Source organism: Streptomyces sp. Y309, from assembly GCF_056712025.1.
In genome coordinates this window covers 5,352,893-5,378,245 of record NZ_CM160048.1, presented here as the reverse complement: position 1 = coordinate 5,378,245, position 25,353 = coordinate 5,352,893, and the positions used below count along the sequence as shown (strand labels likewise).

At 72.3% G+C, this 25,353-nt stretch carries 22 protein-coding genes and 1 tRNA gene; 9 read left to right on the top strand and 14 right to left on the bottom strand.

Features of this window, described 5'->3' with window-relative positions:
• Positions 1-185: 185 nt before the first annotated feature.
• The 3 genes from AC0KTA_RS21980 to AC0KTA_RS21970 all read left to right on the top strand — a co-directional run bounded on the left by AC0KTA_RS21980 (position 186) and on the right by AC0KTA_RS21970 (position 3,453).
• The gene (locus AC0KTA_RS21980) at positions 186-1,898 is read left to right on the top strand and encodes a penicillin-binding transpeptidase domain-containing protein (protein ID WP_481049932.1); all 1,713 of its coding nucleotides are present in this window, start codon (positions 186-188) and stop codon (positions 1,896-1,898) included.
• Positions 1,899-2,083: 185 nt separating this feature from the next.
• Positions 2,084-2,605, top strand: a complete 522-nt coding sequence (locus AC0KTA_RS21975) for a YbaK/EbsC family protein (protein ID WP_481049931.1) — start codon at positions 2,084-2,086, stop codon at positions 2,603-2,605.
• Entirely contained in the window at positions 2,602-3,453 is an 852-nt protein-coding gene (locus AC0KTA_RS21970; protein ID WP_481049930.1) for an EamA family transporter, read from the top strand. The genes AC0KTA_RS21975 and AC0KTA_RS21970 overlap by 4 nt, the downstream gene beginning before the upstream one ends.
• 312 nt (positions 3,454-3,765) lie before the next feature.
• Here AC0KTA_RS21970 and AC0KTA_RS21965 read toward each other — a convergent pair whose 3' ends face one another.
• From AC0KTA_RS21965 to AC0KTA_RS21950, 4 genes are read right to left on the bottom strand one after another with little or no spacing between them, the layout of a single operon-like run.
• Positions 3,766-4,998, bottom strand: a complete 1,233-nt coding sequence (locus tag AC0KTA_RS21965) for a serine hydrolase domain-containing protein (protein WP_481049929.1) — start codon at positions 4,996-4,998, stop codon at positions 3,766-3,768.
• Positions 4,999-5,034: 36 nt separating this feature from the next.
• Positions 5,035-5,805 (bottom strand): energy-coupling factor ABC transporter ATP-binding protein, encoded by a 771-nt coding sequence (locus tag AC0KTA_RS21960; protein WP_481049928.1) that lies wholly within the window; start codon positions 5,803-5,805, stop codon positions 5,035-5,037.
• Positions 5,793-6,554 carry a cobalt ECF transporter T component CbiQ gene (gene cbiQ / locus AC0KTA_RS21955; protein WP_481049927.1) on the bottom strand — a complete coding sequence of 254 codons (762 nt, stop codon included), beginning with the start codon at positions 6,552-6,554 and terminating at the stop codon, positions 5,793-5,795. The genes AC0KTA_RS21960 and cbiQ overlap by 13 nt, the downstream gene beginning before the upstream one ends.
• A gap of 1 nt (position 6,555) precedes the next feature.
• The gene (locus tag AC0KTA_RS21950; RefSeq protein WP_481049926.1) at positions 6,556-7,692 is read right to left on the bottom strand and encodes an energy-coupling factor ABC transporter permease; all 1,137 of its coding nucleotides are present in this window, start codon (positions 7,690-7,692) and stop codon (positions 6,556-6,558) included.
• Between the two features lie 272 nt (positions 7,693-7,964).
• On the opposite strand from AC0KTA_RS21950, the gene AC0KTA_RS21945 reads away from it, so the two are divergent.
• Positions 7,965-8,306, top strand: coding sequence for an SsgA family sporulation/cell division regulator (locus tag AC0KTA_RS21945; protein ID WP_481049925.1), 342 nt, complete (start codon positions 7,965-7,967; stop codon positions 8,304-8,306).
• A gap of 1 nt (position 8,307) precedes the next feature.
• Here the strand turns inward: AC0KTA_RS21945 and AC0KTA_RS21940 are convergent, their stop codons facing one another.
• Together AC0KTA_RS21940 and AC0KTA_RS21935 are read right to left on the bottom strand one after the other, a co-directional pair.
• The gene (locus AC0KTA_RS21940; protein ID WP_481049924.1) at positions 8,308-10,557 is read right to left on the bottom strand and encodes an MMPL family transporter; all 2,250 of its coding nucleotides are present in this window, start codon (positions 10,555-10,557) and stop codon (positions 8,308-8,310) included.
• A gap of 124 nt (positions 10,558-10,681) precedes the next feature.
• Positions 10,682-11,275, bottom strand: coding sequence for a TetR/AcrR family transcriptional regulator (locus AC0KTA_RS21935; protein WP_481049923.1), 594 nt, complete (start codon positions 11,273-11,275; stop codon positions 10,682-10,684).
• A gap of 207 nt (positions 11,276-11,482) precedes the next feature.
• On the opposite strand from AC0KTA_RS21935, the gene AC0KTA_RS21930 reads away from it, so the two are divergent.
• Positions 11,483-14,842, top strand: coding sequence for a S41 family peptidase (locus tag AC0KTA_RS21930; RefSeq protein ID WP_481049922.1), 3,360 nt, complete (start codon positions 11,483-11,485; stop codon positions 14,840-14,842).
• A gap of 77 nt (positions 14,843-14,919) precedes the next feature.
• A complete protein-coding gene (locus AC0KTA_RS21925; protein WP_481049921.1) occupies positions 14,920-15,168 on the top strand; it encodes a hypothetical protein in 249 nt (82 codons plus the stop codon).
• Positions 15,169-15,327: 159 nt separating this feature from the next.
• Here the strand turns inward: AC0KTA_RS21925 and AC0KTA_RS21920 are convergent, their stop codons facing one another.
• The 3 genes from AC0KTA_RS21920 to AC0KTA_RS21910 are packed head-to-tail and all read right to left on the bottom strand — an operon-like array spanning position 15,328 to position 18,727.
• Entirely contained in the window at positions 15,328-16,209 is an 882-nt protein-coding gene (locus AC0KTA_RS21920) for an SDR family oxidoreductase (protein WP_481049920.1), read from the bottom strand.
• Complete coding sequence (locus tag AC0KTA_RS21915; RefSeq protein ID WP_481049919.1) at positions 16,206-17,171, bottom strand: alpha/beta fold hydrolase; 966 nt, start codon at positions 17,169-17,171, stop codon at positions 16,206-16,208. Before AC0KTA_RS21915 ends, AC0KTA_RS21920 begins: the two co-directional genes overlap by 4 nt.
• Entirely contained in the window at positions 17,168-18,727 is a 1,560-nt protein-coding gene (locus tag AC0KTA_RS21910) for a flavin-containing monooxygenase (protein WP_481049918.1), read from the bottom strand. Before AC0KTA_RS21910 ends, AC0KTA_RS21915 begins: the two co-directional genes overlap by 4 nt.
• Positions 18,728-18,927: 200 nt before the next feature.
• On the opposite strand from AC0KTA_RS21910, the gene AC0KTA_RS21905 reads away from it, so the two are divergent.
• The gene (locus AC0KTA_RS21905) at positions 18,928-19,554 is read left to right on the top strand and encodes a MerR family transcriptional regulator (RefSeq protein WP_481056516.1); all 627 of its coding nucleotides are present in this window, start codon (positions 18,928-18,930) and stop codon (positions 19,552-19,554) included.
• A gap of 44 nt (positions 19,555-19,598) precedes the next feature.
• Here the strand turns inward: AC0KTA_RS21905 and AC0KTA_RS21900 are convergent, their stop codons facing one another.
• The 3 genes from AC0KTA_RS21900 to AC0KTA_RS21890 all read right to left on the bottom strand — a co-directional run bounded on the left by AC0KTA_RS21900 (position 19,599) and on the right by AC0KTA_RS21890 (position 22,735).
• Positions 19,599-20,648 (bottom strand): DUF6528 family protein, encoded by a 1,050-nt coding sequence (locus tag AC0KTA_RS21900; RefSeq protein WP_481049917.1) that lies wholly within the window; start codon positions 20,646-20,648, stop codon positions 19,599-19,601.
• Between the two features lie 39 nt (positions 20,649-20,687).
• Positions 20,688-21,704 carry a DUF6528 family protein gene (locus AC0KTA_RS21895; protein WP_481049916.1) on the bottom strand — a complete coding sequence of 339 codons (1,017 nt, stop codon included), beginning with the start codon at positions 21,702-21,704 and terminating at the stop codon, positions 20,688-20,690.
• A gap of 242 nt (positions 21,705-21,946) precedes the next feature.
• A complete protein-coding gene (locus AC0KTA_RS21890; RefSeq protein WP_481049915.1) occupies positions 21,947-22,735 on the bottom strand; it encodes an exodeoxyribonuclease III in 789 nt (262 codons plus the stop codon).
• 85 nt (positions 22,736-22,820) lie between these two features.
• On the opposite strand from AC0KTA_RS21890, the gene AC0KTA_RS21885 reads away from it, so the two are divergent.
• Complete coding sequence (locus AC0KTA_RS21885) at positions 22,821-23,300, top strand: GNAT family N-acetyltransferase (RefSeq protein WP_481049914.1); 480 nt, start codon at positions 22,821-22,823, stop codon at positions 23,298-23,300.
• Between the two features lie 10 nt (positions 23,301-23,310).
• Here AC0KTA_RS21885 and AC0KTA_RS21880 read toward each other — a convergent pair whose 3' ends face one another.
• Positions 23,311-24,030: an FMN-dependent NADH-azoreductase gene (locus AC0KTA_RS21880; RefSeq protein WP_481049913.1), complete on the bottom strand. Its 720-nt coding sequence runs from the start codon at positions 24,028-24,030 to the stop codon at positions 23,311-23,313.
• A gap of 76 nt (positions 24,031-24,106) precedes the next feature.
• On the opposite strand from AC0KTA_RS21880, the gene AC0KTA_RS21875 reads away from it, so the two are divergent.
• Positions 24,107-25,081, top strand: coding sequence for a sigma factor (locus AC0KTA_RS21875; RefSeq protein WP_481049912.1), 975 nt, complete (start codon positions 24,107-24,109; stop codon positions 25,079-25,081).
• 117 nt (positions 25,082-25,198) lie between these two features.
• Here AC0KTA_RS21875 and AC0KTA_RS21870 read toward each other — a convergent pair.
• Positions 25,199-25,272, bottom strand: a tRNA-Ala gene (locus tag AC0KTA_RS21870).
• Positions 25,273-25,353: the final 81 nt, after the last annotated feature.

Genomic DNA, 25,353 nt, shown 5'->3' with positions numbered 1-25,353 from the left:
GCCGAGACACCGGCACGGACACCAAGGCGAACCTGAGTAGCACGTGAGTGAAGGGCGGGTGAGAACCCGGCCGACGGGTCGCCCGGGCGGGCGATGCCGTGGTCAAAGGGGTGTGCGGGTGCCGCTAGGTTGGGCCTGGCGGTGAGGCAGGTGCGGCGGGGGCCGAGGGGAACAGCGGAGGATTCGTGGGTAACAGGAGACGGGCGACCGAGCGCAAGAAGGTGCACCCGGGCGTGCTCGGCGGCGCGGCGGTGGCGATCGTGTGCGGCGTGGGGGTCGCCGCGTACGCGGTCGTCGGGGACGGCGCGGGCGGCGGCGGGAAGTCCGACGGGAAGTCGGTGGCCACGGGCCCGCCGACGGCCGCCGAAGTACGCACCACCGCACGGGCGTTCCTCGCCGCGTGGGAGAAGGGCGACGTGGCCGCGGCGGCCGCGCTGACGGACGACCGGAAGCAGGCCCGCGCGGCGCTCACCGCGTACGCCGAGGAGGCGCGGATCGCCGAGGTGCGGCTGACGCCCGGCAAGCCCGGCGCCCGCAAGAGCGCGAAAGTACCGTTCAAGGCGGCGGCCAAGGTCTCGTTCGAGGGAAAAACCAAGCCGTACGCGTACGACTCCGCGCTGACCGTGGTACGCCGCGCCTCGGACGGCCGGACGCTGGTGTCCTGGGCGCCGTCCGTCGTCCACCCCGAACTGCGGCCCGGCGACCGCCTGGTCACGGGCGAGGCGGGCGACCCGCCGATCAGGGCCGTGGACCGGGACGGGGGCGCGCTGACGGCCGCCAAGTACCCCTCGCTCGGCACGGTCCTGGACGGGCTGCGCGAGAAGTACGGCAAGAAGGCGGGCGGCAAGGCGGGCGTGGAGCTGCGCGTGGTGCGCGCGGACGCGAAGTCGGCTGCCGACGCCAAGGATGCGGACGCCAAGGATTCAACGGCGAAGAAGGGCGACGCGAAGGACGCCCCCGACAAGACGCTCCTGGCCCTCTCCCCCGGCACCCCGGGCACGCTGAAGACGACGATCAGCGCGCGCACGCAGGCCAGGGCGGAGAAGGAGACGGCGAAGCGGAAGCAGGCCTCGGTCGTCGTGGTCAAGCCGTCCACCGGCGAGATCCTGGCCGTCGCCAACTCCAGCCCCGGCGGCTTCAACACGGCCCTCCAGGGCTCGCTCGCGCCCGGCTCGACGATGAAGGTCATCACCTCCTCGATGCTCCTGGAGAAGAACCTGGCGGGCGTCGACAAGAAGCACCCCTGCCCGAAGTACGAGACGTACGGCGGCTGGAAGTTCCAGAACGACGACAAGTTCCAGATCAAGGGCGGTACGTTCCGGGCGAGCTTCGCGCGGTCCTGCAACACGGCCTTCATCACCCAGGCCAAGAAGCTGAAGAACGACGACCTGACGAAGCAGACCCAGGACGTGTTCGGCCTCGGCCGCGACAACTGGTCCATCGGCGTCGCGTCGTTCGACGGCGCGGTGCCGGTGCAGTCGCACGCGCAGATGGCGGCCTCGCTCATCGGCCAGGGCGGGGTGCGGATGAACCCGCTCAACATGGCGTCGGTCGCGGCCACCGTGAAGTCCGGGACGTTCCGGCAGCCGTACCTGGTCTCGCCCGACCTGGACGACCGCGCGCTGGCGAAGGCGCCGCGCAAGATGTCCGGCAAGACCGCGGCGGCGCTGCGGGACCTCATGCACTACACGGGCGTGGCCGGCACCGCCGCCAAGCCCATGGCGGGCCTGGGCTCCGACTCCGGCGCGAAGACCGGCTCCGCGGAGGTCGACGGCCAGAAGAAGCCCAACGGCTGGTTCACGGCGTACCGCGGGGATGTGGCCGCGGCGGCGGTGGTGCAGGCCGGGGGGCATGGGGGGGATTCGGCGGGGCCGGTGGTGAGGGCGATGCTGCGCTGACCGGCGGGGGTATTTCAGCCCGTCGAGGGGGTCCCCCCTGCTCTTTAAGAGCTTGGGGGAGTTTGAGGACGAGCCGCGAAGCGGCGATGGCGGGGGTCCGGGGGCGGCAGCCCCCGGGCCTAGCCCCGGTTCCGGGCACAATTCATGGTCGCGTGGCATACGCACGTACAGCTAGCGTGCAACGCATGAGCACTTCGGACAACGCAGCGGGCGCCCCCGGCGCCAACCCGCGCTTCGTCGAGGCCCTGTGCGACCTGGGCCTCGACGAACTCCCCGCCCAAATCCGCCGCTTCCCGGACGGGACCCGCACCGCCGCCGAGGCGGCCGCCGCGATCGGCTGCGAGCTCAGTCAGATCTGCAAGTCGCTGATCTTCGCGGCGGACGGGGTGCCTGTACTCGTCCTGATGGACGGTGCCTCCCGCGTCGACGTCGAGCTCGTCCGGCGGGAGCTGGGTGTGGAGAAGGTGACTCGGGCCAAGGCGGACGTCGTGCGCGAGGCCACCGGGTACGCGATCGGCGGGGTTCCGCCCTTCGGGCACGCCACCCGCACCCGCGTCCTCGCCGACCGGTCACTGCTCGACCACTCCGTGGTGTGGGCCGCGGCCGGCACCCCGTACACCGTCTTCCCGATGGCCCCGAAGGACCTCATCGCCCACGCGGGCGCCACGCTCACCGACGTGCGCGAGGGCGCCGGACCCGCTCAGTGACCCCGCTGGTCGCGGGTGCCGTGCTGCTCGCCGCCGTCACCCACGCGAGCTGGAACGCGATCGCCCACCACATCACCGACAAGCTCGTCGGCTTCACCCTCATAGCCGGCGGCGGCACCCTCATCGGCCTCGCCATGGCCCCCTTCGCCCCGTTTCCCGCCGCCGGTGCCTGGCCCTACCTCCTCCTCTCCGCCGTCCTGCACGTCGCCTACATGGCGCTGCTCATGAAGTCGTTCCGGCTCGGCGACTTCGGGCAGGCCTACCCCATCGCCCGCGGCAGCGCCCCGCTCGTCGTGACCCTGCTCGCCGCCGTGTTCGCCGGTGAGGTGCCCGGCGGATGGCAGGCCGCGGGTGTCGCCGTCTGCTCGGCCGGGCTCACCGGGCTCGCCCTCTGGGGCATCCGGGGGTCCGGGCGGCGGCCCGACTGGGCGGCGATCGGGGCCGCGCTCGCCACCGGTGTCTCCATCGCCGCGTACACCGTCGTGGACGGGCTCGGGGTGCGGGCCTCCGGCTCGTCCATCGGCTACATCGCCTGGCTGATGGTGCTCGAAGGGCTGGCCGTGCCCGCGTATGCCGCGTGGCGGTGGCGGGGCGAACTCGGCTCCCGGCTGCGGCCGTTCGCCTTCGTCGGGCTGCTCGGTGCGGCGCTCTCCGTCGCGGCGTACGGGCTCGTCCTCTGGGCCCAGACGCGGGCCGAGCTCGCTCCGATCTCCGCGCTCCGTGAGTCCTCGATCATCGTGGGGGCCGGGATCGGGGCGGTGTTCTTCAAGGAGCGGTTCGGGTTGTCGCGGATCGTCGCGGCCGGGGTGATGGTGGCGGGGATCGGCCTGATGCTGCACGCGGGTTGAGTCCCTGCGGGGCTTTCCCCGCTGCGTCCATTAGCGCGCTCCGCGCGCGGGCGCCCCTTCCCGAAACCGGGGGCTCCGCCCCCGGACCCCCAGGGGTGGGTGTCCCGTTCGGGTGGGACAGTCCCTGCCGATCGCCGCTTCGCGGCTCGTCCTCAAACTCCCCCAAGCTCTTAAAGAGCAGGGGGACCCCCTCGACGGGCTGAAATTCCGCCGAGCTGGCTGTTTCCGACAGGTAGTAAGGGCGGGTGGGTGGGGAAGACAGCCCCTCCGGCGTTTGAGGAGCGGGGGTCCGGGGGCGGAGCCCCCGTGGCGTCAGGCGACCGCGCCCCGGAGCGCCCGTACCAACCCCTGCGCCCGCACGTCCGCAGTAACCCCCTTCCCCATCCCGTTCGTGACATAGCCGAAGGCCAGCCCCGTCTCCGGGTCGGCGAAGGCGAGGGTGCCGCCCCGGCCGGGGTGGCCGAAGGAGGTGGGGGCGAGGAGGGGGGACGCGGGGCCGTGGAGCATGTAGCCGAGGCCGAGGCGGGTGGCCACGACCAGGACGCGGTCGGGGCCTGCGGACGCCTCGGTGCGGGCTAGGGCGAGGGTGGAGGGGGCGAACAGCCGTGCACCGCCGTCGACTTCGCCGATCAGGGCGGCGTAGAAGCGGGCGAGCGCCCCGGCCGTGGCGATACCGCTGGAGGCGGGCAGCACGGCCGAGTGGTAGGCGGCCGAGTTCTCATCAGGGAACGGGGACACCACGTCGAAGGCCCGCCGGGTGAGCGAGTCCGGATCCCGGTAGGCCGCGGAGACCTCCGGCTTGGGCCGGGTACGAAGGCCGACGGAGGCGGCGGGGGCTTCGAGCCGCCCGAGCCGCCCCACCCGCCCCGCCTCCGCGGCAGGCAGCCCGACCCACAGATCGAGGCCGAGCGGCCCGGCGATCTCCTCGGCAACGACGTCCCGTATGGAGCGCCCGGTGACGCGCCGCACCAGCTCCCCGGTCAGCCAGCCGTACGTGTGCGCGTGGTAGCCGTGGTCCGTCCCCGGCTCCCAGAAGGGCGTCTGCGCGGCGACCGCGGCGGCGGCCACGTCGGGGTCGAGGGCCTGCTCGGGCGTCAGCGGGCGGTCGAGCGCGGGCACCCCGGCGCGGTGCGCGAGGACGTGGCGTACGAGGACCCGGTCCTTGCCGCGCGCCTTGAACTCCGGCCAGTACGCGCCGACCGGAGCGTCCAGGTCGAGCTCGCCGCGCTGGTGGAGGAGGAGCAGGACGGCCGCGGCGACACCCTTGGTCGCCGAGCGCACGACCTGCGCGGTGCCACGCTCCCAGGGCGCGGCCGGGGCGGTGCCGTCGGTGCCGGACGCCTCGGTCCCGTCGAAGTCCCGTGCGCCGCCCCACAGATCCACCACCGGCCGCCCGTCCCGGTACACCACGACCCCGGCGCCCCGCTCGCCCAGCGCGGTGAAGTTCCGTACGAAGGCGTCCCGCACCGCCTCGAACCCGTCGGCCACAGTTCCGTGCACGACCTCCGCGGCCACCTGCTCGGCCGCCTCCACGTCAGCGTTCATGTACCGCACAACAGCCACCCGCCACCGAAGATTCCACTACGCCGCGCCCCGCACCGACTTCGGATCGAAGCCGAACGGCAGCTCAAGGCGGTGGCTGCTCATCAGGTTCTCGTCCGCGAGGAGTTCGCCGGTGGGGCCGTCCGCCGCGATCACGCCCTCGCTGAGGACGAGCGCGCGCGGGCAGAGTTCGAGGGCGTACGGCAGGTCGTGGGTGACCATGAGGACGGTGACGTCCAACGAGCGCAGGATGTCGGCCAGTTCGCGGCGCGAGGCCGGGTCGAGGTTCGAGGACGGTTCGTCCAGGACCAGGATCTCCGGTTCCATCGCCAGGACCGTCGCGACCGCGACCCGTCGTCGCTGCCCGAAGGAGAGGTGGTGCGGGGGGCGGTCCGCGTACTCCGCCATCCCCACCTGGCCGAGCGCCTTGTGCACCCGCGCCTCCAGCTCGGGCCCGCGCATCCCGGCCGCCGCCGGGCCGAACGCCACGTCCTCGCGCACCGTCGGCATGAAGAGCTGGTCGTCCGGGTCCTGGAAGACGATGCCGACCTTGCGGCGGATCTCCGCCATGTGCCGCTTTCCGACGGGCAGTCCGGCGATCGTGACCGTCCCGGCGCCCGCGGTGAGGATGCCGTTCAGGTGCAGGACGAGAGTGGTCTTGCCCGCGCCGTTGGGCCCGAGCAGCGCGACGCGTTCGCCGCGGTCGATGCGCAGGTCCACGCCGAACAGGGCCTGATGGCCGTCGGGGTAGGCGTAGGCGAGGCCGGCGACTTCCAGAGAGGCGGGTGTCACGGGGGTCACAGGGTCCATCCCAACAGGCAGACGGCGAGGGCGGAGAGGGGCAGGGCCAGGGCGTACGTCCACTGGGCTCGGGACGCCGTCACCTCGTCGATGACCGGCATCGACCCCGCGTAGCCCCGGCTGACCATCGCGAGGTGCACGCGCTCACCCCGTTCGTAGGAGCGGATGAACAGCGCGCCCGCCGACTTGGCGAGCACGCCCCAGTGGCGCACGCCGCGCGCCTCGAAGCCGCGGGACTCGCGCGCGATCTTCATGCGCCGCATCTCGTCCGTGACGACGTCCCCGTACCGGATCATGAAGGACGCGATCTGTACGAGGAGCGGCGGCAGCCTCAACCGCTGCAGACCCAGGAGCAGTTCGCGCAGGTCGGTGGTGGCGGCGAGCAGGACGGACGCGGCGACGCCCAGCGTGCCCTTGGCCAGGACGTTCCACGCGCCCCACAGGCCGTGCACGCTCAGCTGCATCCCGAGCACCTCGGTCCGCTCGCCCTCCGCCACGAACGGCAGGAGCACCGCGAACGCCACGAACGGGACCTCGATGAGGAGCCGCTTCAGCCAGAACAGCGGCGGTACGCGGGCCGCGTACGCCACCGACGCGAGCAGCAGCGCGTACGCGGCGAACGCCCACATCGCCTCGCGCGGCGTGGACACCACCACGACGACGAAGCAGAACACGGCGGTGAGTTTGGTGTGCGGGGGCAGGGCGTGCACCGGGGAACGGCCGTGGCGGTAGAGGCGGTGGGCGTGACCCGCACCCATGTCAGGCGTTCTCCGCGGGCTTGGCCGCGGAGGTGGTCGGTGCCGGTGGGGCGTCCGTGGCGCTTGTAGCGTCCGTGGCGCCTGTGGCCGTCGACGCGGGGCCGCTGTCCCCGTCGCGCCGCCGCCGTACCGCCCAGAACACCGCACTGCCCGCGACCGCCGTCACGCCGACGCCGATGACGCCCGCGAGACCGCCGGACAGGCGAGCGTCGGTGATGTCCTTCACGCCGTAGTCCGCGAGCGGCGAGTCGGCGGCGTCGTGCTCCTTCTCGCCCTTGTCGAAGCCCTTGTCGTGGGCGACCTTCTCCAGGCCGTCGGGCTCCTGGGACGCGTAGAAGGAGACGAAGCCCGCGAGGACGAGGGAGGTGACCAGGCCCGCGGCCCACAGCCTGCGGTGCGAGCGGGCCGCGGCGGCGGGGGCCTGACTGACAGGAGCGGGCGCGGCGGGCGCGTCCACCAACTCACCGCCCACCCGCAGCTTGAGCGGCGCGGTCAGCCCCCGCGCGCCGTGCACCAGGTCCGGGCGGACGGCGACGACCGCGCCGACCGTGAGCGCCGTGATGGCGGCCTCGCCGATGCCGATCAGGACGTGTACGCCGATCATGGCCGTGGCGACCTTGCCGAGCGGCACGTCCGTGGTGCCGCCGACGGCGTAGATGAGGGTGAAGACGGCGGCCGCGGCCGGTACGGAGACGAGCGCGGCCGCGAACGCGGCGGCGGTCACCGAGCGGCGGCCGCGCGGCAGCACCTTCGCCAGGCCGCGGAAGATCGCGTACGCCACGACCGTCGTCACGACCGCCATCACCGTGATGTTCACGCCGAGCGCGGTCAGGCCGCCGTCGGCGAAGAGCAGGCCCTGCATGAGCAGGACGACGGAGACGCACAGGACCCCCGTATAGGGGCCCACGAGTATCGCGGCCAGCGCGCCGCCGAGCAGGTGGCCGCTGGTCCCGGCCGCCACGGGGAAGTTGAGCATCTGCACGGCGAAGATGAAGGCCGCGACGAGTCCGGCGAGCGGTGCCGTGCGTTCGTCCAGCTCACGCCGTGCGCCGCGCAGGCTGACGGCGACCGCGCCGACGGCCACGGCACCGGCGGCGACGGAAACGGGCGCATTGATGAAGCCATCGGGGACATGCATGCGCGTGCTCCTGGAAAGGCGCATGTCGTGGGCGTGGGGAGGCGCTCACGACGAGAGCGGATCGCTCCGAGCGGGTCGCTCGTGAACCTTTCAATGATGGGCGTTGTTGCGAATCGCTTGCAAGAGCGGCCGGACAACGATTGGGCGCCGCCTCCGGGCGCCCGGGCGCCCCACCCTCTGTGTGGCATATACGCACATATGGGACATTGGGAGAAGCCGCTTTTTAGCATCTAGCCGCTACCCGTGGGCCGGAACGACTACGAGGAGTCACCATGTCGGCAGTCGAGCAGTACACCCGGGCCCACCTGGTCACCGACTCCCCCGACGAGCACGTCGTCGTCCCCGTCGCGCTGCGCTACGACCCGGAGGCCGACCCGCTGTCGGTGCGGGTCGGCCTGCCGGGTTCCCACGAGTGGGTCTTCAGCCGCGAGCTTCTCGAGCAGGGGCTCCGGGCTCCGACGGAGAGCGGCGACGTGAGCGTCTGGCCCTGCGGACGAGTCCAGACGGTCCTGGAGTTCCACTCACCGCAGGGCGTGACGGTCGTGCAGTTCGACGCTTCGGCGCTGATCCGCTTCCTGCGCCGTACGTACACGGCCGCCCCCGTGCCCCACTGACTCAGACGCCCACCAGCTCCCGCTTCTCGTCGGGGTCGTCCTGGTCCGCCGGGGTGCGCAGCCCCTCGCCCTCGACGTCCACGTTCGGCAGCCCGCGGTCCAGCCACTTCGGCAGCCACCAGGCCTTGCGGCCGAGCAGCGCGAGCACGGCCGGGACCAGCGCCATGCGCACGATGAACGCGTCGAAGAAGACGGCGATCGCGAGCCCGAAGCCGATCATCTTGACCATCTGCTCGCTGGAGCCGATGAACCCGGCGAACACCGCGATCATGATGACCGCCGCCGCGGAGACGACCCGCGCCCCGTGCTTGAAGCCGGTGACGATCGCGTCGTGCGGGCTCTCGCCGTGGACGTACGCCTCCCGCATCCGGGTCACGAGGAACACCTCGTAGTCCATCGCCAGGCCGAAGACCACGCCCACCATGAAGATCGGCATCATGCTCATGATCGGGCCGGTCTGCTCGACGCCGAACAGCGAGCCGAGCCAGCCCCACTGGAAGACCGCGACCACGGCGCCCAGCGCGGCGAGCACCGAGAGCAGGAAGCCGAGGGCCGCCTTGAGCGGGACCAGGACGGAGCGGAACACGACGATGAGCAGGAGGAAGGCGAGCCCGACGACCAGCGCCAGATACGGGAGCAGCGCGTCGTTGAGCTTCTGCGAGACGTCGATGTTCATGGCCGTGGTGCCGGTGACCATGACGTCGGCGCCGCTGTCCGCCTTGACGGTCTCCGCCTCGTCGCGGATCGCGTGCACCAGGTTCTCGGTCTCGGTGCCGCTGGGCTTGGAGGACGGCACGACGCTGAGCATCGCGGTGTCGCCCGCCTTGTTGTACTGCGGCGGGCTCACCGAGAGCACGTCGTCGAGCCCGGAGATCGTCTTCTGTACGGCGGCGGCCTCGCCCTTGGGGTCGGCGACGCCCTTGAGGTCGCTGACGACCATCAGCGGACCGTTGTAACCAGGACCGAAACCGTCCGCAATAAGGTCGTAGGCCTTGCGCTGGGTCGTGGAGGTGGGCTGCGCGCCGTCGTCGGGCAGGCCGAGTTCGAGCTGCGAGACCGGTACGGCCGCGGCGCCGAGGCCGATGATGCCGAGCAGCAGGACGGCGACCGGGCGGCGGACCACGAAGCGGGCCCAGCGGGTGCCGAGGTTCTCCTTGACCGGGGCGTTCCCGTCGGCCGGGGCGGCCGTGGCGTCCGTACCGGACTTCTTGCGGCCGCCGAGCAGCCTGCCCTTCTCCCCCGTCGGCTTGACCTTCTTGCCCGCGTACCCGAGCAGCGCCGGGATCATCGTGAGCGCGATCAGGACGGCGATGGCGACGGTGCCGGCCGCGGCGATGCCCATCTTGGTGAGCATCGGGATGTTGACGACCGCGAGGCCCACGAGGGCGATCACGACGGTCAGACCGGCGAAGACGACGGCCGACCCGGCCGTGCCGACGGCGCGGCCCGCCGCGTCCTCGCGCTCCCGGCCCTCGGCGAGTTCGGCGCGGTAGCGGGAGACGATGAACAGCGCGTAGTCGATGCCGACCGCGAGGCCGATCATCATCGCGAGCGTCGACGTGGTCGTACCGAGGTCGAGGGCGTTGGCGAGCGCGGTGATCGAGGAGACGCCGATGCCCACGCCGATCAGCGCGGTCAGCAGCGGAAGACCGGCCGCGACCAGCGAGCCGAAGGTGATGACGAGCACCACGGCCGCGACGGCGATGCCGATGATCTCGGTGGCCCCGGTGTGCGGCATGGCCTGCAGCGCGTCACCGCCGACCTCGACGGTCATGCCGTCGCCGCGGGCCTCGTCCGTGGTCTTCTCCAGCGCGTCCCGGCTGTCGTCGGTCAGCTCCATGGAGGTGACCTTGTACGTCACGGACGCGTAGGCCGTCGTGCCGTCCTTGGAGACCGCCTTGGCGACGAATGGATCGGCGGCCGAAGCGACTTGGTCCGAGCCGGACTTGAGGGAGGAGACGGTCTTCTGGATCTCGGCCTTGTTGGCCGGGTCGGTGACCTTCTCGCCGGCCGGCGCCTTGAAGACGACGCGGGCGCTCGCCCCGTCGGCACTGGCCTCGGGCGCACGCTTCTCCAGGAGGTCGAAGGCCTGCTGGGCCTCCGTCCCCGGGATGGAGAAGGAACTGGACGCGGCGGTGGGCGCGGACGCCGCGCCGACCCCGGCGAGGGTGAGCAGGGCCACCCAGATCAGGGCGACGAAGTGCCGCCGCCGGAAGGCCATTCGGCCTAGCTTGTACAGGAATGTGGCCACGGGGAGTACTCCCGGTCGGGTCGTGAGGGCTGATGGCTCAGGGCTTCTGGGCAGGGGTGATCGGCCCGACGACGTGAGCAGTCGCGCCAGGTGGAACGGGGCTGGTTCTACGGGGAGTTGGGGGTCAGACGCCGAGGGCGGGGAGGATCACGGCGTCGATGTAGCTGCGGAGGAACTCCTGGTCGGCGGGGCGTTCCTCGACGACTTCGCGCGCGGCGTAGGCGCCGACCAGCATGTGGACGACGTACTCGAGCGCGGGATTGTCCGCGGAAACCTCACCGCGTTCCACGGCGCGGCGCAGCAGGTCGTTGAGCCCCGTGACCTCCGGGGCGATCAGCACCTCCCGCAGCGCCTCGTGGAGTTCGGGATTCCCGTGGATGGCATGGAACAAGCCCCGCATCAACGCGGCGTCCCGCTCCATCTGACAGTCGTCCGAACGCGCGATGAGCGCCGCGAAGTCTCCGCGCAGCGAACCGGTGTCGATGTCCGCCAGGGACACCGGCTTGTTGTAACTGAGCGCCCGCGCGACCAGTTCCGGCTTGCCGCCCCACTGGCGGTAGAGCGTGGCCTTGCTGGACCGGGTGCGGGTGGCCACGGCGTCCATCGTGAGGCCGTCGTACCCCACCTCACGGAGCAGGTCGAGGACGGCCTCGCACAGTTCCGCCTCCCGCTCGGGCGTAATCCGGCTGCGCCGCGACGACGTTGCCACTTCGGCCATGACCGCCTCCTTTCCACTCCGTCGGTGGTCCTGCCCCCGTACTCTACGCGGACACCCTAACGAAACGAAACGGTTTCGTACGTGTCCTGAGCCACACGCATCAAGCCCGTCCGGCGATTGAGGACGAGGCCCGAAGGGCCGAAAAGGGGGAAAGGGGCGAAGCCCCATAAGTTGCCGCGGCCGACGGCACGGAAAAGCATGGGGAGGGTGACTCAGGCGTACCTCCGCTTCCCCCACATCAACGGCGACCGACTCTGCTTCGTCGCCGAGGACGACCTATGGGTGACCCCGCTCACGGCAGAGGGCGCCCCGCCAGAACGCGCTTGGCGAGCAACGGCCGACCGCACCAAGCTGGGCCACCCCCGTTTCTCCCCCGACGGGAGTCACATCGCGTACACGAGCTGGCGCAGCCTGGACCCAGAGATCCACCTGGCCCCCGTGAGCGGGGGCCAGGCCCGGCGCCTGACCTACTGGGGCTCCACCGACACCCGCGTCTGCGGCTGGGCGCCCGACGGCCACATCCTGGCCGTGTCCTCGCACGGCCAGCCCTTCTCGCACTTCTGCTGGGCCTACAGCGTGCCCACCGACGGCTCCCCCGGCGGCAAGCTGCCCTGGGGCCCGGTCCACCACATCGCCGTCCTGGACGTCGACGGCGACCGCAAGACGCTGCTCCTGACCGGCAAGCCGCCGCACGAGCCCGCCGCCTGGAAGCGTTACCGCGGCGGCGCCACCGGCCGCCTGTGGCTGCACGGCGAGCGGCTCCTCGAAGACCTCGACGGGCACCTGGACGCGCCCATGTTCGTGTCCGGCCGCATCGCGTTCCTCTCCGACCACGAGGGCGTCGGCAACCTGTACTCCTGCCTGCCCGACGGCACCGACCTGCGCCGCCACACCGACCACGACGCGTTCTACGCCCGGCACGCGGCGAGCGACGGCACCCGCGTCGTCTACCAGTGCGCGGGCGAGATCTGGCTGGTGGACGACCTGGCCGCCGACTCCGTGCCGCGCCGCGTGGACGTCGCGATCGGCGGCCCGCGCGCGGGGCGGCGCACCTATCAGGTGCCGGCCGCGCAGCACGTCGACGCGCTCTCCGTGGACACCACGGGCCGCGCGAGCGCCGTCGTCGTACGCGGCAGCCTGTACTGGCTCACGCACCGCGACGGTCCCGCCCGCACGATCACCGACACCCCGGGGGTGCGGGTGCGGCTGCCGGCGATGCTGGGCGAGGGCGGGCAGGTCGCGTACGTCACCGACGCCGAGGGCGAGGACGCGATCGAGATCGCCTATCTGCCGCGGGCCAGCGGCCACCGCGCGCCGCGCAGGCTGGCGAGCGGGCGGCTCGGGCGGGTGCACGAGCTGGTGGCGGCCCCGGACGGCGAGCGGCTCGCGATCGCCTCGCACGACGGACGGCTGCTCCTGGTCACCGTGCCCGATGACGTCACCGTGCCTCCTGACGATGCGGCCGCCGCCGCGGGTACGGAGGACTCCGAGGTCGAGGTCACCGAGCTCGTCAGGTCCGTCAACGGGCCCGTGCGCGACCTCGCCTTCTCGCCGGACGGGGCGTGGCTCACCTGGTCGCACCCGGGCGTCGGCCGGTCGCTGCGGAAGATCAAGCTGGCGCGGATCGAGGGCCCGGGCGCGCGCACGATCATCGACGTCACCAACGGCCGCTTCGAGGACGAGAACCCGGTCTTCACCCGCGACGGCCGCTATCTCGCCTTCCTCTCCTGGCGCGGCTTCGACCCCGTCTACGACGTGCACACCGGCGACCTGTCCTTCCCGCTCGGCTGCCGTCCCTATCTCGTACCGCTGTCGTCCGCGACGCCCTCGCCCTTCGCGCTGCTCCCCGACGGCCGCCCGGCCGCGGGCGGGCTCGACCCGGCCGCGGACGGAGGCGTCGGCGAGGAAGAGGGCTCGGGCGACGGGACGGTGATGGTGGAGGCGGAGGGCCTGGCGAGCAGGGTGACGCCGTTCCCGGTGTCGGCCTCCAAGTACTCGGCGCTGCAGCCGGTCAGCGGCGGCGGCCTGGTGTGGCTGCGCTGGCCGATCTCGGGCGCGCTCGGCGAGACCTTCGCGAACCCCGCCGACACCTCGGGCCGTCCGACCCTCGAATACTTCAACATCACCAAGGCTAAGAAGTCCGAACTCGTCGACCACCTCGACTGGTTCGCCCTCAGCGGGGACGGCTCGCGGCTCGTGGTCGTGGACGAGGGGGACCTGCGGGCCGTGCCGTCCACCGAGTCCGGCGACCTCGACACCACCGTCTGGATCGACCTGCGCCGCATCCTGCACGAGGTCGACCCGGCCGCCGAGTGGCGGCAGTCCTTCGAGGAGGCGGGCCGCCTCATCCGCGCCTACTTCTGGGAGCCGGGGATGTGCGGCATCGACTGGGACGCGGTGCTCGCCCAGTACCGGCCGCTCGTGGAACGCGTCGCGTCCCCCGACGAGTTCGCCGACCTGCTCCGCGAGGTCCTCGGCGAGCTGGGCACCTCGCACGCGTACGTCACCGCGGCGCGGCGCAGCGAGGGCCCGCCGCACTACCAGCGGGCGATGGGGCTGCTCGGCGCCAACCTGGTGTGCCGGGACGAGGGGTGGGTGGTCAAGCGGATCCTGCCGGGCGAGTCGTCCGACTCCAAGGCCCGCTCGCCGCTGGCCGGCGCGGGGATCCGGCAGGGCGCCGTGCTCACGCACGTCGACGGGCGGCCCGTGGACCCGGTGACGGGCCCCTATCCGCTGCTCGCTGCGGCGGGCGGTACGACGGTGGAGCTGACGTTCCGGCCGGCCGAACGGGAAGGGTGTTCCCGTCGGGTCGCCATCGTGCCGCTCATCAACGAGCGGCCGCTGCGCTACCAGGACTGGGTGGCCAAACGCCGTGAAGTCGTACGGGAGTTGAGCGGCGGCAAGTGCGGCTATCTGCACATCCCCGACATGGGCGGGTCGGGCTGGGCGCAGTTCAACCGGGACCTGCGCCTGGAGATGTCGCTGCCCGCGCTGCTCGTGGACGTACGCGGCAACGCGGGCGGCCACATCAGCGAGCTGGTGGTGGAGAAGCTGACCCGGAAGATCCTCGGCTGGGACCTGACGCGCGACGCCCAGCCGGTGTCGTACGCCTCCAACGCGCCCCGCGGCCCGGTCGTCGCCCTCGCCGACGAGGCGACCTCCTCCGACGGCGACATGATCACGGCGGTGTTCCGGCTGCTCGGGCTCGGGCCCGTGGTCGGGCAGCGCACGTGGGGCGGGGTGGTCGGGATGACCGGGCGGCACACGCTCGGGGACGGCACGGTGATCACGGTGCCGATGAACGCGGCGTGGTTCGACGAGTACGGGTGGTCCGTCGAGAACCACGGCGTCGAGCCGGACCTGGCGGTGATCCGGACGCCCCTCGACTGGGCGGAGGGGCGGCACGCGCAGCTCGACGACGCGGTGCAGGTGGCTCTGGACCTGCTCGAGAAGCACCCCGCCGCGGTGCCGCCGGGGTACTCGGACGTGCCGGACCGGCGGCGGCCGGGGTTGCCGCCGCGGGGCGCTTGGCGCGGCTCTTGGCGGGCGATCACGGAGCGTGAGTGATCGAAATGCGCGGCTTGTTCCGCTATGTGAGTCTGGTCGAGGCCCAATCCCCTCACCCACAAACGGGAGTGAACAGCATGGGCATGAAGGACCAGTTCCAGGACAAGGCCGAGCAACTCCGCAACAAGGCGCAGGACGCCAGGCGCGGCGAGAAGGAAGCGAGCGAGCGCGCTCAGCAGGCCCAGGAGCCCGGCACGCAGGGCATGGACCGCGCCTCCAAGCGCCAGGGCGCCTCCAAGCGCCAGGACCGCGACGAGACCCCGGACGAGGCCCAGCGCGCCGCGCAGGAGGCTCAGGACAAGTTCAACCAGGACTACGACGCATAGCCGTTGCACTTGGCGGAACAGAAACGGGGCTCACCCGAACTTCTCGGGCGAGCCCCGCTTCGCTGTGTTCCCTGCACCTGCTGTGGGCAGCTGGGCCGCCAGGGGCGGCACGGGTGGGCACAGCCCCACGCCGACGTTCACGTCACGGACAGCGGGAACTCACGACCGCCCCCGGCGAACCTCCGCGTCAGCGGTACCCCCGGCCCCGACCAGCCCGGTCGAAACCTCCCCGAGCCGCGGCTCGAAGCGCCGCATCTCCCGTTGGCCGACGGCCGCGATGACCCCGGGCAGATAGGGCCGCATGCCCTGAAGGCCCCGCAGCCACCACTGCGCGTACACATGCGCCGAGCGCCGCTCGATCCCCGCGACGAGCCGGTCGACGGCAGGACCGAGCGGATACGTCTTGTTGGACGGCCACGGCAACCGCGCCCGCAACTCCCGCATGACGTCGTCCTGATCGGCCCCCCGCACCATGTCGGTGTCCGTCCAGGACAGATAGCCGACGCCGACCTTGACCCCCTTGTAGCCGACCTCGGCCCGCAGCGCGTGCGCGTACGCCTCCACACCCGACTTGGACGCGCAGTACGCGGTCATCATCGGCGCGGGCGTCAACGCGGCGAGCGAGGCGATCTGCAGCAGATACCCGCGGCTCTCCATCAGCACGGGCAGGAACGCCCGCGCCGTCACCGCGCTGCCGATCAGGTTGACCTCGATGACCCGCCGCCAGGCGACGGGGTCGGAGCCGAGGAACGGACCCCCGCTCGCCACCCCGGCGTTGGCGACGACGGCGTCCACCTTCCCGAAGCGCTCCTTCACCTCCCGGGCCACCCGAGCCATCGCCTCGTGGTCGGTGACGTCGGCGTACCAGTGGTCGCCCTCCGTGTGCAGCCGCCCCGCGACCTGCTTCAGCTCGGCCTCCTCCAGGCCGACGAGCGCCACCCGCGCACCGCGCGCCGACAGCTTGCGGGCGAGGAGTTCGCCGACCCCGCGCGCCGCCCCGGTCACGACGACGACCTGCCCTTCCAGGCTCACCTTGCTCACGCGCCCTCCCTCTCCCTCTCCCGGCCTCCGAGCGGGCCGCGGCCGCGCTCCCGGACCACGTACGTCTCGGCCAGTTCCGCGATCCGGCGCGTCACCACTTCCGGCGCCTCCACCGGCGTCATGTGCCCGACCCCCGTGAGCTCGGTCAGGCCCAGGCAGTGCGGCAGCGCGGCCGCGATGCGGTGGGCGTGCGCGAGGGGAGTCATCCGGTCGGCCGTGCCCGCGATCACGGCGGTCGGCACGGCCAACTCGCCGAGCCCGGCGTCCAGATGCAGCTCGTCCAGGACGTGCGCCCAGCGGTAGCGCACCACTCGCGGGCACGCGTGCACGATCCGCGCGCACACGTCGACCCGCTCGGGGGCCGAACCGGGGCCCATCGTCGCGTACTTGAGAGCCCACCGGGCCACTGGCGTCACCGGGCCGAGCGGCGCCCGCGAGCCGAGGACCCGGCGGGTGAGCCGCGTCCGCAGGGCGCTCGCCCGCAGCGGCACCACGGTCGACTCGGCGACGAGCCGCGAACTGCCCGTGCTGCACAGCAGCACCGCCGCCGCGTGCTCCCGCACCCCGGGCCTGCCGGACGCCGCCATCAGCGTCATGCCGCCCATGGAGTGCCCGGCGAGCACGGCCGGTTCGCCGGGCGCGAGGGTCGCGGCGAGCACGGCCTCCAGGTCGTCGGCGAGCGCCCGCGTGCCGTATCCGGCGGGCTCCAGGGGCGCCTCGGTACGTCCGTGCCCGCGCTGGTCGTAGGCGATCACGCGGTACGTGGCCGACAGGGCCCGGATCTGCGCCGCCCAGAACGCCGTCGAGCACGTCCAGCCGTGTACGAGGACGACGGCGGGCGCGTTCCCGGCCCCGTGCACCTCGACGTGGACGCGCGCGCCGTCGGCGGACACGGCGGTCAGCTCGTGATCGGGCACGGGCGGCGCGTACGGCCCGCCGCGGACATGGGTGAGCCTGCTCATGCCGTGGCCCTCACCTTCGCCGACCGGCTCTTCCCGCTCTTTCCCGCGGTACGCGGCCGGGGTCGCGCGTCCGTGTCGGGGGCGCGCGTGACCTCGTACTCGGACAGGTCGACGCGGCGCGTGGCGGCGCGGAACTCCGTCGTCGTACCGGGCCAGACCGTCGTGTTGACGCCGTTCGCGTCCAGGTACCAGCTCGTGCAGCCGCCGGTGTTCCACACCGTGCGCTTCATCCGCTCCTGGACGCGGGTGTTCCAGGCCTCGACGGCCACGGGGCGGGGGGCGAGCGCGGTGCGGCCGCCGATGATGGTCAACTGCCGCATGTAGTCGGCGAGATAGTTGAGCTGGGACTCGATCATCAGGATCATCGAGGAGTTGCCGAGGCCGGTGTTCGGGCCGATGACGGTGAAGAAGTTCGGGAAGCCCGCCGCGGTCGCGCCGCGCAGCGACTTCATGCCGTCCTTCCAGGACTCCATCAGCGTCTGGCCGTCCGCGCCGACGACGCGGTCGGCGATCGGCATGTCCGTGACGTGGAAGCCGGTGCCGAAGATGATCGCGTCGACCTCGGCCTCGGTGCCGTCGGCGGCCACGGCCGTGGACCCGCGCACCTCGGCGAGCCCGCTCGCGACGACGTCCACGTGCCGCTTCGCGAGCGCCGGATAGTAGGAGTTGGAGAGCAGGATCCGCTTGCAGCCGATGCGGTACGTCGGCGTCAGCCTGGCCCGCAGCTCCGGGTCCTTGACGGACCGCTCCATGTTCCGCCTGGCGATCCGCTCGATCAGGCCGAGCTCGTCGGGCCGCTTGGTGAACGCCTGCACCTGGAGTTCCCGGATGCCCCACAGCAGGCCTCGGCGCGCGTACGTGGTGAACGGCAACTGCCGGTGCAGCCACCGCTCGACGCCGCTGATAGCCCGGTCCGCGCGCGGCAGCACCCACGGCGGCGTGCGCTGGAACAGCGTCAGCTTCTGTACGTCGCGCTGGATCTCCGGCACGATCTGGATCGCGGAGGCCCCGGTGCCGACCATGGCGACGCGCTTGCCCCGCAGGTCGTAGTCGTGGTCCCAGCGGGCCGAGTGGAAGACCTTGCCCGGGAAGGTGTCCAGGCCCGGGATGTCCGGCATCTTCGGGTCCGAGAGCGGCCCGGTGGCGGAGACCACGACGTCGGCGGTGAGCTTCCCGGTGCTGGTCTCGATCCGCCAGCGCAGCTGGTCGCCGTCCCAGGTCATCTTCAGCACCTCGGTGTCGAGGCGGATGTGCGGGCGCAGCCGGAAGGTGTCCGTGACCCGCTCCAGGTAGTCCCAGATGTGCTCCTGCCCGGAGAAGGTGCGCGGCCAGTCCGGGTTGGGCGCGAACGAGAACGAGTAGAGGTGGGACGGCACGTCGCAGGCGCAGCCCGGATAGCTGTTGTCCCGCCAGGTGCCGCCCACCGCGCCGGCCCGCTCCAGGACGACGAAGTCGGTGACGCCCTCCCTGCGCAGCCGGACGGCGGCCCCGATCCCGCCGAAGCCGGACCCGATCACCGCCACCCGCACGTGTTCCACACGTTCGCTCCCGGCCATGCCGACGCCTCCCGAGGAGTGTGACTCTGCCAGTAAGCACTGGCGCAATTAGGAGCGTAGGACAGCTGCGTACTCATGGGTAGGGGGCGGACGGAGGAAAGTTACCCGCGGTACGACCCCGGCGTGACAGCACCGTCCCGGCATAGGCTGCTCACGTGGCAGATGAAGTGGCAGACGCAACCGGCGTACGCGAATTCCGCATGGAGGAGCTGGCCAAGGAGGCCGGCATCACCGTGCGCACCGTCCGCTTCTACCGCGAGCGCGGACTGATCCCGCCCCCGCGCCGCGAGGGCCGCATCGCCTGGTACGACGAGCACCACCTGGCCCGCCTTCGCACCATTGCCGCCCTCCTGGAGCGCGGCCACACCCTCAGCGGCATCGCGGAGCTCGCCGAGGCCTTCGAGCAGGGCCGCGACGTGGCCGAACTCCTCGGCATGGGCGGCCCGTCGGAGGAGACCCCGGTCCGCCTCACCCCGGAGGAGCTGGCCGACCGCTTCGCGGGCCAGGTCACCCCGGAGAACCTGTCCGCCGCCCTCGACCTCGGCTATCTGGGCACGGACGGCGACGACATCGTGCACATCAGCCGCCGCCTGCTCGACGCCTCAACGGCCCTGGTACGCAAGGGCGTTCCGCTGGCGGACGTCCTGGAGGCGGGCCAGCGCGTACGCGAACACGCGAACGCGCTGGCCGAGTTGTTCGTCACGTTCACGCTCACCCACGCCGCGGAGCACGCGGAGCTGACCGTGGACGACCTGCGCCCCCTGGCCAAGGCCGTGGTCGAGGCGGAGCTCTCGCTGGCCCTGGACCGCAGGCTCAGCCGGCCCTAGGCCGCGCGCCGCGCGGCTCAGCTGATCGTTGCGCCCCGCACGGCTCAGCCGATCGTGACGGGCCGGAACCACCGGGCCTTGTAGAAGTAGGACTTGTTCCCGTCCCAGAACAGCTCGTGCCTCGCCTCGGGGAAGTGCCGCTGTGCGGTGTGCGTGGTCTGCTCGGCGTTCTCCGCGACGGCGGTGATCACCTGCCCGGTCACCGGGTCGGTCGTCACGGATTTCGTGCCCCTCTGGCTGACCTGCTGCCAGCCCGGGTACTCCTCCTGCGCGCCCTTGCTCGTGTCGCCGTACCAGCGCTTGGCGCCGATGTCGTACTGGAACACGGGCGTGCCGGTGGCCACCCACAGCCGGCCGGTGCCGGGCACGAAGCCGAGGTCGTGCCCCGCGCCCCACGGCACCTTGGTGCTGAGCGCCGTGTCCTCCTTCAGCTTCGGCTGCCCGGGGATGCCGCGGTCGATGCTGTACGCCTTCAGCTGGTCGCCGCCCAGGGCCCACAGCCGCTTGCGGCCCGCGTCCCACTGCACGCCGTGCGCGTGGAGCAGCTTGACGCAGCTGGAGGCCGTCGCGTTCCCGGTGGGGAAGAGGCAGACGTTGCGGTCGCTGCGCGCCTGGCCGGTGGCCGTGTGCCCGGAGTTGGCGACGGCGACCTCGCCGGTGGGCAGCAGCTCGATGCTGTGCGGGTTGTACGCGTACGTGTCGTCGGGCGTGATCAGCTTGCTGGTCTTCCAGTACGGCTTCTTCGACGGGTACTCCACCACGGCCGCGAAGCCCTTGCCGGTCACGGTGGCCACGTACGTCTTGCCGCGCAGCTGGTAGACCTTCGCCTCGTTCGGCCCCTTGGACCAGTTCTTCGCCGGGTCCAGGTCCTCGTACCCGGAGACCGTGCGCGGGTCGAAGGCCCACTTCACGGCGGCCGGGTCGCGCTTGAAGTCCCACACCGGCTTGTTCGGGTCGAGGACGAGGAGCGCCTGCTGCTGGGTGACGATGACGGGCGGCGCCTCGGCGGCGGGCGCGGCCTGGGCGGCGCCCTGAGGCGCCAGGGTCAGCGCGGCGACGGCCAGCACGCCCAGGACGGAAACGGATCGGAACACACAAACCCCCGCTACTCGGTTCTTCCGGCCGCCGGACGGTCAGACCGGCAGCCACCAACGGGCCTTGTATATACCGCCGTTGACCAAGGTGTAAGTACCGCTCGGCCGGTGGACGCCGACCTTGGTGGTCCACCAGGTCTCCTCCAGGCCGCTCTCCGGGACCGTGCTGAGGACCTGTCCGGTGCGCGGGTCGTTGCCGACGGCCTTCACCTTCGCCCGGTCGATGAGCTCGTGCCCGGCGTAGTCACGTACGAACTCCCCCGTCCGCTTCACGTACTGGAAGACGGACGCGTTGGTGGTCACCCACAGCCGCCCCGGCCGCCCCGCCACCGGGAACAGGTCGTGCCCGCCCGCCGTCCTCCCCGGCACCGCCACCGGCAGGGCGACGGCGGAGGCCCGGGTGAGCGTGGGGCGCGCGGGCGCCCCGCCCACCTCGTACGTCACCAGCTCGTCGTCGCCGATCGCCCACAGGACGCGACGCGCACGGTCCCAGTGCAGCCCGTGCGCGCCCTTGAGCCGGTCCTCCGCGTACCGCGTCGCGTGCGGCCCGAGCGAGGCGGCGTACACGCGCACCAGCGCGCCCGTGCTGCACGCCACCGCCACGTTGCCGTCGGGCAGGATCTCCGCGCTGTGCGGGTTGAACAGGTCGTCGCCGGGGCCGATCGCGGTGCCCCAGTAGCGACGGCCCGACGGGTACTCGACGGCGGCCACGAACCCGAAGGACGCCGTCGTCAGTACCAGGGTCCGCCCCCGGTGCCGCCGCACCTTCGCCTCGCACGGGTACACCCAGCTCGCCTCCGGCCGGAGGTCCCGGTAACGAGGGTCGCCGAGGGGCGAGAACTGCCAGCGCACGACGGACGGATCGGCCGCCGGGTCCCAGACGCGGCGGCGCGGGTCAAGCAGGAGGAGGCGCTTGCTCGCCTGCTCGGTGAGGAGGACGGGCGGGGTGCCGGGCGGGACGGCTGGGCCGGTGGCGTACGGAGCCGTGGCGGCGGACGCGTACGCCGCCCCCGCGGGCAGCACCCCCGCGAGCCCCGCGCCCGCGGCACCGGTCAACAGCCCGCGTCTGGAAAGCCTCCTGGCAGGACCACCGACAGGACCACTGGCAGAACCGCTGGAAGGACCGGCAGACATGAAGCACCCCCGCGCGACCGACAGTTGGCGCGCCCCTCGTCGTGAGGGGCGCGCCCGCAATCTGTCACGCCGCGCGGCGGCCGGACAGTCCTCTGCCGGACTTTTCGCCGTGTCTTGGCCGGAGCGTCGCCGAGTGGCCTACTCGTAGACGACGGGCACGCGGCCTACTCGTAGACGACGGTCACCGGCGCGTGGTCCGACCAGCGCTCGGCGTGCGTGGCGGCCCGCTCGACGTAGCCCTTGACGGCGCGGCCGGCGAGGCCCGGCGTCGCCACGTGGTAGTCGATGCGCCAGCCCGTGTCGTTGTCGAAGGCGCGGCCCCGGTAGGACCACCAGGAGTAGGGCCCCTCCTGCTCCGGGTGCAGGGCGCGCATCACGTCCCCGTACTCCTCGAAGACCTCCGTCAGCCAGGCCCGCTCCTCGGGCAGGAACCCGGCGTTCTTCTTGTTGCCCTTCCAGTTCTTGAGGTCGGCCTCCTGGTGGGCGATGTTCCAGTCGCCGCAGACCAGGACTTCACGCCCCTCGGCGGCGGCCCGCACCTTGAGCTCCCTCAAGTACACGAGGAACTCCCCCATGAACCGGATCTTCTCGTCCTGCCGCTCCGTGCCGACCTCGCCCGAGGGCAGGTAGAGGCTCGCGACGGTGACGCCGGGCAGGTCCGCCTCGACGTAGCGCCCGCTGCCGTCGAACTCCGCCGAGCCGAAGCCGACCTGCACCCGCTCCGGCTCGCGCCGCGTGTACAGGGACACCCCGGCGCGGCCCTTCGCGGCGGCCGGGGCGTGCGTGACGTACCAGCCGTCGGGGTCGCGCACCTCCTCCGGCAGCTGCTGCGGCTCGGCCCGCACCTCCTGCAGACACAGCACGTCCGCGCCGGTCCCGGCGAGCCACTCCACGAAGCCCTTCTTGGCGGCGGCACGCAGGCCGTTCACATTCACGGAAGTCACTGTGAGCATCCCGGCACCCTACCGGCACACTGGTGAGCGCCCTGAATCCCGTCGCCGCCCCTCCCGGGCCCTGCATAGAAGTACGATGGAGAGCATGAACATACAGCCCGTCGCCTTCGACCACCCGGACGCCGTCAAGCTGAACGACCGCGTCCAGCTCGAGTACGCCGAGCGCTACGAGGACGAAGGCGACGTGACGCCTCTCGACCCGTCGATGTTCGAGCCGCCGTACGGCCTGTACCTGATCGCGTACGACGACGCGGGCACGCCGCTGGCCACGGGCGGCTGGCGCGTGATGGACGAGAACGGCGAGGGCTACGCGGACGGCGACGCCGAGATCAAGCGCATGTACGTGACGCCGGAGGCCCGCGGGCTCGGTCTCGCCCGCCGCATCCTGGCGGCCCTGGAGGACGACGCCCGCGAGGCGGGCCGCACCCGCATGGTCCTGGAAACCGGCACGAAGCAGCCGGAGGCGATATCCCTCTACACCTCCAGCGGCTACACCCCCTGCACCCTCTTCGGCCACTACCGCTTCTCCCCCTTGAGCCGCTGCTACGCCAAGCCCCTGCGGTAGGCCCGCCGTACTAAGCGGGCGGACGGCCGCCGTAAGGACGTACGGCCAGCTCGGCCACCTCCTCCCGCGCCGCCGCCAGCGAGTCCGCCGCCATGCCCTGGAACTGGGCGAGCCCGGGAATGTCCCCGGACCGCGTCAGCTCGGCCCGCACGACGTGCAGCTCGTCCTCGGCCACCCCGAGGTTGCCGAAGTACGCCCGCAGATACGGCACTTGGAAGTCGCAGCTCTCGCGCGGCGTCCCCGGCCCGTACCCGCCGCCGCACGCGGCGACCACCACGACCCGCGTCCCGCCGAGCAGCGGCCGCCCGCTGTCCGGGTCGGTGTACGCCCCCGGGAAGGTCACGCGGTCGATCCACGCCTTCAGGGCGGCGGGCACCCCGAAGTTGTACATGGGCACGCCGAGCAGCACCGTCCCCGCCGCCCGCAGCTCCGAGATCAGCGGCAGCGTCAGCGCCCACTCCCGCTCCTCCTCGGCCCCTTCGACCAGCGCCGCCACCTTCTCCAGCGGTACGACACCCTGCCGCTCCACCCGCGTCCCGAGCCCCACGAAACCGGACCCCACCAGCGGCACCGGCTCGGCGGCCAGGTCCCGGTGGCGGTACCCGGCGTGCCCGTACCGCTCCCGCCAGATCCGCGCGAAGAGACCCGTCAGCCGCCGGGTCACGGACGACTCCCCACGCCGGTCGGCACTGGAGTCCAGATGCAGCAGAAACCCGTTCATGTCACTCATCCCACTCGCTCCTGTCACATTTGATCCGGTCGCCTACGTCAAGGAGGTGACGGAGCACGACGGGGAAAGGTGACCGATGGGACCGACGGGCCCGATGGACGAGCAGACCGGACTCGCGGACGAGCAGGCCGGACTCGCGGACCGCTTCGAGGCGCAGCGCGGCCGGCTGCTCGGCGTCGCGTACCGCATGCTGGGCTCCCTGAGCGAGGCCGAGGACGCCGTCCAGGAGACGTGGCTGCGCCTCGACCGCACGAACGCGGGGGCCGCCGGGACCGCCGAAGCCCCCGAAGTGCCCGGAGCGGCCGGAGCCGCCGAGCGGATCGAGAACCTGCCGGGCTGGCTGACCACGGTCGTCTCCCGCATCTGCCTCGACATGCTGCGCACCCGCGCGTCCCGCCGGGAGGACCTGACCGGCGACGGAATCCCCGACCACATCGCCCGTGCCGACGCGCACGGCCCGGAGGAGGAAGCGCTCCTGATCGACTCGGTGGGCCGCGCCCTGCTCGTGGTGCTCGACACCCTGAGCCCGGCGGAACGCGTCGCGTTCGTGCTGCACGACTCGTTCGCCGTGCCGTTCAACCGGATCGCCCCCATCGTGGAGCGCTCGCCGGTGGCCACGAAGAAGCTGGCGAGCCGCGCCCGCGGCAAGGTGCGCGGCACTCCGGCCGCCCCGGAGGCGGAACTCGCCGAGCACCGGCACGTGGTCGAGGCCTTCCTCGCGGCGGCCCGCGGCGGCGACCTCGACGCCCTGCTCGCGGTCCTGGCCCCCGACGTCGTCCGCCGCGCCGACCCCGCCGCGCTCCCGCTGGGCGCCGCCGCCGAGATCCGCGGCGCCGCGGCCGTCGCCCGCGAGACCGTCCTGCTCACCCGGAACGCCCGGCACGCGGCCACCGCCCTGGTCGACGGCGCCCCCGGCATCGTCGTGGCCCCGGGCGGCCGCCTGCTCCTGGCCCTCACCCTCACCGTCGAGTCCGGCACCATCACTTCGTACGAGGTCATCGCCGCCCCGGCCCGCCTGCGCGCCCTGCACCTCGCCGTCCTGCCGGACTGAAGCACGGGGGAGCCTCCGGGCGCCGGGGCTCCCGGGGGCTCCCCCAACGCAAAGATCCCGCTCGATAACGCAAAGATCCCGCCCGATCTTTCGATCGGGCGGGATCTTCATGTGCAGTGGACCTGAGGGGATTTGAACCCCTGGCCCCCTCGATGCGAACGAGGTGCGCTACCGGACTGCGCCACAGGCCCTTGCAACGAGTGAAACTCTAGCATCCCCGTCCGGGTGCTTGGAAATCCGTTCCTGGCTGGTCAGGGAGGCGCGCCGGGCCG